Source organism: Streptomyces sp. NPDC015125 (assembly GCF_043080045.1).
GTDB lineage: Bacteria > Actinomycetota > Actinomycetes > Streptomycetales > Streptomycetaceae > Streptomyces.
This window is the reverse complement of the sequence record NZ_JBIBVF010000029.1, coordinates 70200-82454: the sequence shown is the minus strand read 5'-3', so window position 1 is coordinate 82454 and position 12255 is coordinate 70200. Positions and strand designations below refer to the sequence as shown.

11 protein-coding genes are annotated in these 12255 nt (G+C 71.4%); 3 read left to right on the top strand and 8 right to left on the bottom strand.

The features are described 5' to 3' along the window. Positions 1 to 25: 25 nt before the first annotated feature. From ACF088_RS37575 to ACF088_RS37565, 3 genes are all read right to left on the bottom strand, one after another. A complete protein-coding gene (locus ACF088_RS37575; protein WP_392380448.1) occupies positions 26 to 1213 on the bottom strand; it encodes a dipeptidase in 1188 nt (395 codons plus the stop codon). After that, positions 1210 to 1713 carry a 5-(carboxyamino)imidazole ribonucleotide mutase gene (gene purE / locus ACF088_RS37570; RefSeq protein WP_392380492.1) on the bottom strand — a complete coding sequence of 168 codons (504 nt, stop codon included), beginning with the start codon at positions 1711 to 1713 and terminating at the stop codon, positions 1210 to 1212. The genes ACF088_RS37575 and purE overlap by 4 nt, the downstream gene beginning before the upstream one ends. A 110-nt stretch (positions 1714 to 1823) precedes the next feature. Continuing rightward, positions 1824 to 2942 carry a 5-(carboxyamino)imidazole ribonucleotide synthase gene (locus tag ACF088_RS37565; protein WP_392380491.1) on the bottom strand — a complete coding sequence of 373 codons (1119 nt, stop codon included), beginning with the start codon at positions 2940 to 2942 and terminating at the stop codon, positions 1824 to 1826. Positions 2943 to 3127: 185 nt separating this feature from the next. Here ACF088_RS37565 and ACF088_RS37560 point away from each other — a divergent pair, with 185 nt between their 5' ends. Continuing rightward, the gene (locus tag ACF088_RS37560) at positions 3128 to 3553 is read left to right on the top strand and encodes a protease inhibitor I42 family protein (protein ID WP_392380447.1); all 426 of its coding nucleotides are present in this window, start codon (positions 3128 to 3130) and stop codon (positions 3551 to 3553) included. A gap of 187 nt (positions 3554 to 3740) precedes the next feature. Continuing rightward, a complete protein-coding gene (locus tag ACF088_RS37555) occupies positions 3741 to 4250 on the top strand; it encodes a GtrA family protein (RefSeq protein WP_392380446.1) in 510 nt (169 codons plus the stop codon). A 37-nt stretch (positions 4251 to 4287) separates the two neighbouring features. Here ACF088_RS37555 and ACF088_RS37550 read toward each other — a convergent pair whose 3' ends face one another. Beyond that, a complete protein-coding gene (locus tag ACF088_RS37550) occupies positions 4288 to 5535 on the bottom strand; it encodes an ATP-binding protein (RefSeq protein WP_392380445.1) in 1248 nt (415 codons plus the stop codon). A gap of 6 nt (positions 5536 to 5541) precedes the next feature. Next, a complete protein-coding gene (locus ACF088_RS37545) occupies positions 5542 to 6222 on the bottom strand; it encodes a response regulator transcription factor (RefSeq protein WP_030086430.1) in 681 nt (226 codons plus the stop codon). A gap of 501 nt (positions 6223 to 6723) precedes the next feature. On the opposite strand from ACF088_RS37545, the gene ACF088_RS37540 reads away from it, so the two are divergent. Beyond that, complete coding sequence (locus ACF088_RS37540) at positions 6724 to 8229, top strand: peptide MFS transporter (protein WP_392380444.1); 1506 nt, start codon at positions 6724 to 6726, stop codon at positions 8227 to 8229. A 157-nt stretch (positions 8230 to 8386) separates the two neighbouring features. Here ACF088_RS37540 and ACF088_RS37535 read toward each other — a convergent pair whose 3' ends face one another. The 3 genes from ACF088_RS37535 to ACF088_RS37525 form a co-directional block, all read right to left on the bottom strand. Beyond that, the gene (locus ACF088_RS37535) at positions 8387 to 9853 is read right to left on the bottom strand and encodes a hypothetical protein (RefSeq protein ID WP_392380443.1); all 1467 of its coding nucleotides are present in this window, start codon (positions 9851 to 9853) and stop codon (positions 8387 to 8389) included. After that, the gene (locus ACF088_RS37530; RefSeq protein WP_392380490.1) at positions 9853 to 10989 is read right to left on the bottom strand and encodes a hypothetical protein; all 1137 of its coding nucleotides are present in this window, start codon (positions 10987 to 10989) and stop codon (positions 9853 to 9855) included. The genes ACF088_RS37535 and ACF088_RS37530 overlap by 1 nt, the downstream gene beginning before the upstream one ends. Before the next feature lie 98 nt (positions 10990 to 11087). Then, positions 11088 to 12215, bottom strand: a complete 1128-nt coding sequence (locus tag ACF088_RS37525) for a hypothetical protein (RefSeq protein WP_392380442.1) — start codon at positions 12213 to 12215, stop codon at positions 11088 to 11090. Positions 12216 to 12255: the final 40 nt, after the last annotated feature.

Genomic DNA, 12255 nt, shown 5'->3' with positions numbered 1-12255 from the left:
TGCGTGAGGGCCCCGGACCGGTGCGTCAGCCGTCCAGTTGCTCGATCGTCGCGTGGGACGGGCCGCGCCGCTGCTGCTCGTTGCGCGCCACCTCCTCGGCGGCGCGCAGCGTGCGCACGGCGTTTCGCCAGGTGAGCTTGGCCAGGTCGGCCTCGGACCACTTGCGGTCCAGCAGCTCGGCGATCAGATTCGGGTAACCGGCGACATCGGCCAGATCCGCCGGGGTGAAGGCCGTGCCGTCGAAGTCGCCGCCGATCCCGATGTGGTCGACGCCGGCGGCCTCGCGCATGTGGTCGAGGTGGTCGGCGACGGTGGCCGCGGTGGCCATCGGGCGGGGGTGGGCCGCCTCGAAGGCCCGCTGGACCGTCATGCCCGCCTCGGTGGTGTCGAGGTGGTGCAGACCGTGGGCCCGCATGTTCTCGTCGGCGCGCCGGGTCCAGGAAACGGCTTCCGGCAGCACGAACTTCGGCACGAACGTGACCATCGCGACGCCGCCGTTGGCGGGCAGCTGTGCCAGCACGTCGTCGGGGATGTTGCGCGGATGGTCGCAGACGGCGCGCGCGGAGGAGTGCGAGAAGATCACCGGTGCGGTGCTGACGCGCAGCGCATCGCGCATGGTGTCGGCCGAGACGTGTGAGAGGTCGACCAGCATCCCGCAGCGGTTCATCTCACGGACGACCTCCTCGCCGAAGGCCGACAGCCCGTTGTGGCGCGGCTCGTCGGTCGCGGAGTCCGCCCAGGCGATGGTGTCGTTGTGGGTGAGCGTCATATAGCGCACGCCCAGCCGGTGCAGCGCACGCAGGGTGGCCAGCGAGTTGTGGATGGAGTGGCCGCCCTCGGCGCCCATGAGGGACGCGATCCGGCCCTCGGCGCGGGCCGCCTCCATGTCGTCGGCGGTGCAGGCGAGGCGCAGTGCGTCGGGGTGGCGGGCGACCAGTTCCCGCACCACGTCGATCTGTTCGAGGGTCGCGCTGACGGCCTTGTCGCCCGCGTAGTCGGCGCGTACGTACACCGACCAGAACTGCGCGCCGACGCCGCCGGCCCGCAGCCGCGGCAGGTCGGTGTGGAGGTGCGCGGACTGGTCGGCGGCGATATCGCGCCGGTCGAGGTCGTAGCGGACCTGCTCGCGCAGCGCCCAGGGCAGGTCGTTGTGGCCGTCGACGACGGGCCAGCGGGCGAGCAGATCCCGGGCGGCGTCCAGGGAGGGGCTCACTTACCGCCCCCGAAGCCGAAGCCGGCCGGGGAGGCGACCTTGTTGCGCAGCCGCTTGCCCTTCTCGGTGGCCTGGTCGTTCAGCTCCTGCTGGAACTCCCGCATCCGGCCGAGGAGTTCGGGGTCCCGGGTGGCGAGGATCCGGGCGGCCAGCAGCCCGGCGTTACGGGCTCCGCCGACCGAGACGGTGGCGACCGGCACCCCGGCCGGCATCTGCACGATGGACAGCAGCGAGTCCATCCCGTCGAGGTACTTCAGCGGGACCGGGACACCGACGACCGGCAGCGGGGTGACGGAGGCGAGCATCCCGGGGAGGTGGGCAGCGCCCCCGGCACCGGCGATGATCACCTTCAGGCCGCGGCCGTCCGCCTCCTCGCCGTACGCGATCATCTCGCGCGGCATGCGGTGCGCCGAGACGACATCGACCTCGTAGGGGATCTCGAACTCGTCGAGGGCCTGCGCGGCGGCCTCCATGACGGGCCAGTCGGAGTCGGAGCCCATGACGATGCCGACCACGGGGGACGGAGCGGAGGGAGGGGCGTCGGCGTCGGTCGCGGGGCGGTGGTCGGGCTGGGGCGACCCCCCAGCGGCAGCCGGGGGAGTACTGGGCGTCATTCGGTGATCGTTCCTCGCAGATAGCCGGCGGCGTGCGCGGCGCGCTCGCGCACCTCCGCCAGATCGTCGCCGTAGGTGTTGACGTGGCCGACCTTACGGCCGGGCTTTACGTCCTTCCCGTACATATGGATCTTCAACTGCGGGTCCCGCGCCATGCAATGGAGGTACGCGTAATACATGTCGGGGTAGTCGCCGCCGAGGACATTGGCCATGACCGTCCAGGGGGCGCGCGGGCGCGGATCGCCGAGCGGGAGGTCGAGCACGGCACGGACGTGGTTGGCGAACTGCGAGGTGATCGCACCGTCCTGGGTCCAGTGGCCGGAGTTGTGCGGGCGCATGGCGAGCTCGTTGACCAGGATGCGGCCGTCGGCGGCCTCGAAGAGCTCGACTGCCAGATGGCCGACGACGTCCAGCTCCTGGGCGATGCGCAGCGCCAGTTCCTGGGCCTGGCCCGCGAGTTCCGGGTCGAGACCGGGCGCCGGCGCGATCACGGTGTCGCAGACGCCGTCGACCTGGATGGACTCCACGACCGGGTAGGCGACGGCCTGGCCGTGCGGGGAGCGGACGATGTTGGCGGCCAGTTCGCGGGTGAAATCGACCTTTTCCTCCGCGAGGACGGGCACTCCGGCGCGGAACGGCTCGGCGGCCTCCTTGGAGGATCGCACGACCCAGACGCCCTTGCCGTCGTAGCCCCCGCGGACGGTCTTGAGGATCACCGGGAACCCCACGCCCTCGGCGGCGAACCGCTCGACATCGGCGGGGTCGGAGACGATGCGGTGGCGCGGGCAGGGCACACCGATCGCGTCCAGTTTCGCCCGCATCACCCCCTTGTCCTGGGCGTGCACCAGCGCATCGGGACCGGGCCGTACGGGGATACCGTCGGCCTCCAGTGCCCGCAAATGCTCGGTGGGAACATGCTCGTGATCGAAGGTGATCACATCGCAGCCACGAGCGAAGGCCCGCAGGGTGTCCAGATCGCGGTAGTCGCCGATGACGACATCACCGACCACCTGAGCCGCCGAATCCTGCGGAGTGTCACTGAGGAGCTTGAACTTGATGCCGAGGGGGATACCCGCCTCGTGGGTCATACGGGCGAGCTGACCGCCGCCGACCATGCCGACTACCGGGAACGTCACGCCCCCAGGGTATCCGCACGGCGGCGCGGGCCCGACTCGGGCTTGGATGATCCTCTGAGTTCGGGCGTTCGAAGATCGCCGATCGAAGATCGACACAGGCGGTTACCCTTCGGGCCGGGGTGCGGGGCCGGCACCCGGCCGGGCCCGGCAAAAGGGGAGGCCGGATGGAGAACAGTGGCATACCAGGGGGCGCCAGGAAGCTGGTGACGGTCGTCGCGATCGCCGCACTGCTGATCGCCCTGCACTCCGTTTTCAGCCAGTTATCCGCGCCCACGGTCTATGACGCGGACGACACCGAGATCACCGTCTCCGCCGGCGACAGCTTCAGCGTGAAGGTCCCCGACGACCCCGCGGGCGGCTACCGCTGGATCATCGCCGAGCCCCGCCCCGACCCGGCCGTCCTGAAGGCCGCCGGTACACACGGGGGCACCGGCGGCCCACCCCCGGACGGCACCGCCCGCTACCTCGCCTTCGAGGCCGTCCGTCCGGGCCGTACGGACTTACGGTTGCTGCGCTGCCGGCGCTGCGGCACCGGCGCCGCCGACGAGAAGGGCGCCCGCAGCCTCAACTTCCGTGTCACCGTTGGCTGATCCGTGGTCACTGTCGGCTGATCCGTGGTCACCGTGGGTCGCCACATTCGGACCGCGAGGCGTTGCGCACGGACCTGACGGATGGCAGGCAGCGCTCTCCGCCCCTGGTTAGCATGAGGAATCGGAACCGGTTGAGAACAGGCCGACGGACGCGCACACCGCCCACGACAGGAGCTGAACGATCACCATGAGTGAACGGAGCGCACTGCGGTCGCGGCTGGAGGCGCTCGTTCGGGAACTGGCGAAGTTCGGTGCGGTCGGCGGCGCGGGGTTCGTCGTCAACTTCGTGGTGTTCAACCTCGTGCGGCATCTGACCGAGGTACCCGTCGTCCGGGCCAGCATCATCGCGACCGTCGTGGCGACCGGCACCAACTATCTCGGCTACCGCTACTTCACCTACCGTGACCGCGACAGACAGGGCCGGACGAAGGAGCTGACGCTCTTCCTGCTGTTCAGCGCGGTCGGCCTGGTGATCGAGAACGGTCTGCTCTACGCCGCGACGTACGGGTTCCACTGGGACAGCCCGCTGCAGAGCAACATCTTCAAGTTCGTCGGCATCGGCTTCGCCACGCTCTTCCGCTTCTGGTCCTACCGCACCTGGGTCTTTCGCACCCTGCCCGCGCGGGAGGCCGTGGAGACCGCGGAGTCCTTCCTCGCCGACGGCTCACAGCGCCCGCGCAGCGCCTCCCGGAAGTAGCCGCGGAGCCGCCCGTCCCCGCAGGGCGCTCGCGGCCTCACTCCTCGACGGGTTCCGCCTCACGTGCCAGGAACAGCGCAAAGACCGGCGGATGCTGCTGGAGCAGCTCCAGCCGCCCGCCGTCCGCCTCCGCCAGGTCCCGTGCGACGGCCAGCCCGAGTCCGGTGGAGTTCCGGCCGGAGACCGTGCGCTCGAAGACCCGCGAGCCGAGGTCCGGCGGCACCCCGGGCCCGGCGTCGGTGACCTCGACGACCGCCTGGTTGCCGGTGACGCGGGTACGCAGCGCGACCGTCCCGTCGCCGTGCATCAGCGAGTTCTCGATCAGGGTGGCCAGCACCTGGGCGACCGCGCCCGGTGTGCCGACGGCCCGCAGCCCCTTCTTGCCCGAGCGCACAATGGCCCGCCCCGCACTGCGGTAGGCCGGCCGCCACTCCTCGATCTGCTGCTTGACCACCTCGTCGAGGTCGAAGGCGACCGCGGAGCCGCTGCGCGGGTCCCGGGAATTGGTCAGCAGCCGCTGGACGACATCCGTCAGCCGCTCCACCTGCGCCAGCGCGATGGTGGCCTCTTCCTTCACGGTGTCCGGATCGTCGGTGACGGTGATCTCCTCCAGCCGCATGGACAGCGCGGTCAGCGGTGTCCGCAGTTGGTGCGAGGCGTCCGCGGCCAGCCGCCGCTCGGCGGTCAGCATCCGCGCGATCCGCTCGGCGCTGGCGTCCAGCACATCGGCGACCCGGTCCAGCTCCTGGACGCCGTAGCGGCGGTGGCGCGGGCGGGGGTCGCCGGAGCCGAGCCGCTCGGCGGTCTCGGCGAGGTCGGTGAGCGGCGCGGTCAGCCGGCGGCCCTGGCGGACGGCCAGGATGACGGCTGCGATGATCGCCAGCAGCGCCACGGCCAGAATGACCAGCAGCGTCCGGCCGATCTCCGCACTGACCATGGAGCGGGAGGCCTGGACCGTGACCGACTCACCGCGGTCCCCGCTCACCTGCGACTGGATGACATCGCCGGAGGGCCGCGTCCCGATCTCGATCGGTCCCTTGCCCGGCACCTTGATCTTCGCGTACCGCTTGGCGGTGATCTGCTCGGAGAGGATGTCCGGGGTGATCTTCTCGCCGCTGCCCAGTCGGCTCTCCACTATCCCGACCAGCCGGACCGCTTCGGACTCCACGCTCTCCTGGGCACCGGCCTGGATGGTGCGGGTCTCGACGATGACGAGCGAGACACCGAAGACGGCGATCACGACGAGCACCACGGCGAGCGTGGAGTTGATCAGGCGGCGGCGCACGGGCCCCTAGCTCTTCTCGAAGCGGAAGCCGACTCCGCGGACGGTGGCGATGTAGCGGGGGTTGGCGGCGTCGTCCCCGAGCTTCTTGCGCAGCCAGGAGATGTGCATGTCGAGCGTCTTCGTGGAGGACCACCAGGTGGTGTCCCAGACCTCGCGCATCAGCTGGTCGCGGGTGACGACCCGGCCGGCGTCCCGCACCAGGACCCGCAGCAGGTCGAACTCCTTCGCCGTGAGCTGCAGTTCCTCGTCGCCCATCCACGCGCGGTGCGACTCGACGTCGATCCGTACGCCGTGGGTGGCGGGCGGCTGCTGGGGCTCGGCGGTGGAGCCGCGGCGCAGCAGGGCCCGTACGCGGGCGAGGAGTTCGGCGAGCCGGAAGGGCTTGGTGACGTAGTCGTCGGCGCCGGCGTCCAGGCCGACGACGGTGTCCACCTCGTCGGCGCGGGCGGTCAGCACCAGGATGGGGAAGGAGTGGCCTTCGTTGCGCAGCCGGCGGGCGACCTCCAGGCCGTCCATGCCGGGCAGCCCCAGGTCCAGGACGACGAGGTCGATATTGCCCTGGAGACCGGCGTCGAGCGCCGTCGGGCCGTCCTCGCGCACCTCGACTTCGTAACCCTCGCGGCGCAGTGCGCGGGCGAGCGGCTCCGAGATGGACGCGTCATCCTCGGCGAGCAGTACACGGGTCATGGCCCGATGGTAGTCCGATGTATCCGCGGCGAGGGGCGGACCAGCGCGGATGGCCGACGACGGACCGTTCCTGCACGGTGAGCTGCGAGCGCCCCGGGCGCGCGCGAGGGCGCGCGGTATCCGCGGGGGCGCTCATGGTTCCCCGTGCCGGTGTGAGCGTTGTCTCACGCAGCCCAACAGTGCTGGAACCAGACGTATGGTGGCCGAACGTCCATCGCTCAACCACCGGGACCTTTGACTCCACTGACGTCAACGGTCCCTCGTTGTGTACCGGGCCGGCATCACCAGCCGTGATGCACAGTGATCGACCTGTCGACCGGGTCCGCCGCGCTAGCTAGACGGGGGGCGTGGAATCCGGAGTACGACCGCCCTTCCGGCCCCTCGCGGGGGTGCCGGACCTCCCGGACGTGGGGGCGGGCGGGGCTACGCCGGAGCCGGTCATCTCCCCCACCCGGGCGCGTATCGGCCTGCGAACGCGTCCCGTAGCAGCAAGGAAGCACCATGGCGTCCAGCCTGACGAAGGACGCGGCCCAGCAGGGGAACCCTGTGAATGGCGGCAAGACCTTCTTCGGCCACCCCCGCGGACTGGCCACTCTCTTCATGACCGAGATGTGGGAGCGCTACAGCTTCTACGGCATGAAGGCTCTACTCCCGCTGTACCTGATCGCGCCCGGCGGCATGCACATGCAGGCCACCACGGCCACGGCGATCTACTCGGTGTACATGGCGATGGTCTACCTGCTCGCCATGCCGGGCGGCTGGGTGGCCGACCGCTTCTGGGGACCGCGCAAGACGGTCGCCATCGGTGCCCTCGTCGTCATCGCGGGCCACATCACGCTCGCCCTGCCCTCCGCGGCGTCCTTCTTCGCGGGTCTCGTGCTGGTCGCGATCGGCTCCGGCCTGCTGAAGGCGAACATCTCCACGATGGTCGGCCACCTCTATGACGGCCCGGAAGACCCGCGCCGTGACGGTGGCTTCACGCTCTTCTACATCGGCATCAACATCGGCGCCCTGCTGGCCCCGCTGTCCATCGGCACCGTTGGCGAGAGCGTCAACTGGCACCTCGGGTTCACGCTCGCCGCCGTCGGCATGGCGCTCGGCCTCGCCCAGTTCCTGCTCGGCACCCGCCACTTGAGCGCGGAGAGCAGCGTCGTCGCCCAGCCCGCGACGGCCCAGGAGAAGGCGTCCGTGCTGCGCAAGGGCCTGATCTGGCTGATCGCCGCGGCCGTGTTCTACACCCTGCTCGGCGTGAGCGGTCACTTCGCCGACTGGGCGCTGATGCCGATCACCATCGCCGGCCTGGTCATCCCGATCGCGGTCCTGGTCCGCATGAAGCGCGACAAGGAGCTCACGGAGCTGGAGCAGTCCAAGCTCTCGGGCTACTTCTGGTTCTTCGCGGTCGCCGCCGTCTTCTGGATGATCTACGACCAGAACGGCTCGACCCTGTCGATCTTCGGCGAGAACTCCACAACGAACGACCTGCTGGGATTCCACTTCCCGACGTCCTGGTACCAGTCGCTGAACCCGCTCTTCATCATGGCGCTCGCCCCGGTGGTGGCGTCGGCGTGGCTGTGGCTGAACAGGCGCGACAAGGAGCCCAGCACCGCCGTCAAGTTCGCGTCCAGCCTCGCACTGATCGGCATCTCGTTCGCGGTCTTCCTCATCCCGCTGATCGACACCGCCGCCAACGGCGGCAGGGTCAGCCCGATGTGGCTGGTGGCCATCTACTTCATCCAGACCGTCAGTGAGCTGTGCCTGTCTCCGGTCGGCCTGTCGGTCACCACGAAGATGGCGCCCGCCAAGTACAGCTCCCAGATGATGGGTGTCTGGTTCCTCGCGGTCACTGCGGGTGACTCGGTGTCAGGGCTGCTGACGTCGCCGCAGCTGAACGTCGATCTGAACACCGGCGGTGCGGTCGCCGTGGAGGCCGTGTTCGCCGTCATCGCCGGCCTCGGCATCTGGACGTCCCGCAAGCGGATCAAGGAGCTGATGGGCAGCGTCAACTGACGCCTGCCGGCCCCGGAACGCGGAAGGGGGCGTCGCACCGACGGTGCGACGCCCCCTTTGTGCGTCCCCGGGGCGTGCTGGTCATGCATCCCTGGGGGCGTGCTGGTCATGTGTCCTCGGGGACGTACCGCTTATGCGTTCCCGAGGACGTACCGCTTCAGCGGACCCGTGCCCGGCGCCGGGGCAGGAAGGTGAAGACCGCCCCGCCCAGCAGGATGACCGTCCCGGCGAGGAGGCCGAGCGCGGTCAGCGCGCCGTGGTCACTCGCGCCGGTCTCGGCGAGGCCGCCACTGCTGCCGCTGCCGCTGCCGCCCGAGACACTGGCCGGCCCCGCCGCGCCGCCACCGGAGGCCGCGGCGCCGCCCGTGGCACCGCCGGAGGTGCCGCCCTGCTGTGCCGAGGTGTCCAGGGCGAGTGAGACTCCCGGGTCCTTCTCCGGGGTGCAGGTGGTGGTCGTCCCGAGGGCGTTCACGGTGAGCACGCCCGGGGTGAGCGTGGCCTTGCCGGTGGCACCCGGCTTATAGGTGCCCTTCAGATCGGGGATCGCTATCGGCTGCCCCGACTTGATCGGGTCGGCGTTGGCCGGCCCCTCGACCTTCACCGATCCCTTGTCCGCGCCACCGGCCTTGACGTCCATCGAGGGCTTGACCGAACCCTTGGGGATGTCCGCCGGACTGTCCATGACGGACTTGCTGAACTTCACCGTCAGGTCGTAACCGCCGCCCTTCTTCACGGCGTTGATCTGGACCGGCGAGGTCGCCTTCTTGTCCCCGATGGGCGTCTTGCAGGCGTACGGGACCAGCACTTCCTTGCCCTTGTACGCGGTGCCGTCGGGGTCGCCGCCCGAGCCTCCGGTGGTCGTCCCGGCGGACGAGCCGGTGGTCGCACCGCCGTCGGTGCCGCCGCCGGTGGTCCCGCCGGTCGTCCCGGTGGTGGTCCCGCTCGTGGTCCCGCCGGTCGTACCTGTGGTGGTCCCGCTCGTGGTGCCACTCGTGGTCCCGCTGGTCGTGCCGGTGGAGGTGCCGGTGGTCGTCCCGGTGGTCGTCCCGGTCGTGGTGCCGCCGGAACCGCCCCCGCCGTCGGTCACCTTGATGGTGACCGCGGGCTTCACGGCCTCCTTGGGCGAGCACTTGGTGTCCGTCGAGATCGGCTTGTTGACGTTGATGTTGTAGAAGCCGGGCGTCAGGGTGACCTCACCCGGCTTCGACAGCTTCAGCTTGCCCTTCATGTCGGACAGCTTCATCGGACCGCCCTTGGGGATCGGCGGGTTCTGCCGCGGTCCCTGCATGGCCAGATCGCCGGTCTGCGCCCCGGCCACCTTGATCGTGCCGGTCGGCTGGACGGTGTTCTCCCCCAGATCGAGGATGTCGGGGTTCTTCGAGGCCCCCTCGACGGTCTTCCAGACCACCTCGATCTCGTCACCCACCTTCGCGGTCGCGGGCGCGCCGACCGCCACCTTCGTGGTGCCCTCGATCGGTGGCAGCCCCGAGATCGGCGGCGGCAGACACTCCGTCTTGTACGACACCTCTGCGGCCTGGGCGGTCCCGGCCGCTGCCATGATGCCCGCACCCGCGAGCACCAACGCGGCCACCGAGGCCACCGCGGCTCTCCTCCGTTGCCTCATCACGCTGAACCTTTCGACGTCGGTCGTTCGGTTGATGTGGTGGTGGACGGTGCGGTGTCCGGGGTGAACCACGGGAGCGCGGCACGGCCACCCGGTGTACCGGGTTCGGCCGTGGCGCCCTCGCTCGCGGTCCGGTTCCTGATGCGTGGTCCGATGCCGGCCGCGCGCCGGCGTCCGGCCGTCGGCGTGTGTCCCGCCGTCGGCGTGTGTCCGGTCGTGGGCGTACGCCCTGCGCCGTGTCTGCGGGGCCCGCCCGTCCGGCGCGGGCGTACCCGGTCCACGAGCGCCATCCCGATGCGGAACACCGCCGTCGGGACCACCACGCAGAGCAGCACCCAAAAGAGCGTCACGCCCCATGGCCTGCCGACTCCCCAGGGCTGCTCGGCCAGCGTCTTGCCGCCGTATTCGAGCGAGACCAGATAGTCCCCGTGCGCGCCGGCCGGCAGCTCGACCGGCAGCGTGACCTCGGCCTTCTTCCCGGCGGGTACGGTCCCCCGCCACTGTTGCTCCTCCCACTCCGTCGCGAAGACCCCGTGCGAGGTGCCGACCCGGAAGACGGGGTCCTTGGCCGGTGCCGAGCCGAGATTGCCGACCGTGAGGGTCAACTGGCGCTGTGCGGGGGCGCCGAACCAGGTCAGCAGACCGCTGCTGCCCGCCAGTCGCGGCTGGGCGAGCACCGTCAGCCGACCGCCGGTGCTCTCCGCGGGCAGCGGCGCCACCGGGTGGCCCGCCACCTTGAGGGCGGCATCCGCATCGGCCGCCTCGCCGGTCACGGTCGTCACATGCACCACACAAGGGCAAGGCTTGGGTGGCTCGGCGACCGGGAGGCGCCTGCGGAACGCGCCCTGTGCGTCGGTGGTGACCGCCCGTCCGTCGCCGTTGGCACAGGAATTGGTGCCGCCGATCATGTTCTGCCCGCAGATCAACAGCGTGAGCAGCGCCTTGGGCCGCCAGCCGCGGCCGGTCACGGTGAGCGAGCCGCCCTTGCCGGCTTCCTTCCGGGAGAGGTGGACGGTGGGATGGCTCTCCGCGGCGGCGGTGTGCGGGGCAGCAGGCGCGGCAGCGGCCGGAACCGGGGCCGCCCCGAGCGCCAGGCAGAGGACGAGCCCGGCCACCGCCCGCCGCCGCATCCGCATCCGCCGTACGGTGCGGGCCGCGCCCGAACCGGTATCCGTACGCGTCCCCGCAGCCGGACGCGCCGTGCCCGTGCCCGTCCCCGTCCCCGTCCCGCCGTTCACGATCGCGCTCCCGATCCGGTACCCGCCAACTGCCCCGCCGCGTCCGTCCTTCCGCCCTCGGGCGGCCGCGCGTCCTCGGCCGCCCTCCGCGCGCTCTCCGCGCCCCGTGCCCCGCTCGCGCCCTCGCCGCGGCGCCACCGTCGGACGACCACCAGGCCGCCCCCGCCCGCCGCCAGGAGGAACACCGCTCCGGCCACCGCACCCCAGGGGACCGCGGTATACGTCGCGGTGGCGGACCCGTGGGCGCCGCCGCCCGCCGTCGCCGTGAGCCGCACGTCCACTGCGTCCAGACCGGGCGGGTCAGGCCATTTCTCCGTCAGATCGATGCTCCGGCCGGGCCGCAGCGCGATCGGCAGAGTGCGGGTGGCGCGCCGCAGCACGGGGCCGAAGAGCCCGTCGGCGTCCACCGCGAGCCGCGGGGTGAGCACCGTGTTGCCGCGGTTGACCAGCGTGTACCGGATGACCGCCGCACCGCCCCGCCCGCGCACCGACACCTTCTCGACACCCATCGCGGACAACGCCGCCCCGGTCACCCGCAGATGGACCGGTACGGCGTCCCGCCCGCCCGCTCCGCCGCCCTCGCCACCGTCCAGACCACCACCCTTCGCACCGCTGCCCGTGCCATTCCCGTCGCCTCCGCCCTTGCCGCTCCCCTTGCCGCTCCCCTTGCCGCCACCCGTGCCGCTCCCCTTCCCGCCGCCGGTCGAGGGCGCCACGGAGGCGGCGATCAGCGCACCGGGGTGGTCACCGGGGGCGGCATCGCGCGGCACGGTCACCGTGAACGGCACGCTCGCCCGGGTGCGCGGCGGAACCTTCACCTCCGTCGAGGCGAGCGTGAGCCACGAGCCGGGCGTGGAGCTGCGCAGCCGTACGGTGACGGTGCGGCCGGTGGGGTTGCTCAGGGACAGCCGGTCGCTCATGACGGTGCCCGGCGCGCCCTCCAGGTAGAAGTACGGGCGGTCCGGTGCGTCCGGCGCGGCGCCGTCACCGGGCGCGGGCGCCGCGGACCAGCCCGGTGGCGCCGGGGCGGCGGCCGGCCGGGCCACGGCCGCGGCGGAGCACAGCAGCACGGCGGCGGTCGCGAGGACCACACCGCTGACCGCTGTGCGGGGACGGAACGGCATCGGCGGCTCCTGGTGCACGGGGGCCTCCCCGTGCCGGCCG

What these genes read in the sequence shown, in the direction of transcription:
- purE (WP_392380492.1), bottom strand. Translation starts at nt 1,713, where the DNA reads ATGGGCTCCGACTCCGACTGGCCCGTCATGGAGGCCGCCGCGCAGGCC.
- ACF088_RS37565 (WP_392380491.1), bottom strand. Translation starts at nt 2,942, where the DNA reads ATGGTCGGCGGCGGTCAGCTCGCCCGTATGACCCACGAGGCGGGTATC.
- ACF088_RS37560 (WP_392380447.1), top strand. Translation starts at nt 3,128, where the DNA reads ATGGAGAACAGTGGCATACCAGGGGGCGCCAGGAAGCTGGTGACGGTC.
- ACF088_RS37555 (WP_392380446.1), top strand. Translation starts at nt 3,741, where the DNA reads ATGAGTGAACGGAGCGCACTGCGGTCGCGGCTGGAGGCGCTCGTTCGG.
- ACF088_RS37545 (WP_030086430.1), bottom strand. Translation starts at nt 6,222, where the DNA reads ATGACCCGTGTACTGCTCGCCGAGGATGACGCGTCCATCTCGGAGCCG.
- ACF088_RS37540 (WP_392380444.1), top strand. Translation starts at nt 6,724, where the DNA reads ATGGCGTCCAGCCTGACGAAGGACGCGGCCCAGCAGGGGAACCCTGTG.
- ACF088_RS37535 (WP_392380443.1), bottom strand. Translation starts at nt 9,853, where the DNA reads ATGAGGCAACGGAGGAGAGCCGCGGTGGCCTCGGTGGCCGCGTTGGTG.
- ACF088_RS37530 (WP_392380490.1), bottom strand. Translation starts at nt 10,989, where the DNA reads ATGCGGATGCGGCGGCGGGCGGTGGCCGGGCTCGTCCTCTGCCTGGCG.
- ACF088_RS37525 (WP_392380442.1), bottom strand. Translation starts at nt 12,215, where the DNA reads ATGCCGTTCCGTCCCCGCACAGCGGTCAGCGGTGTGGTCCTCGCGACC.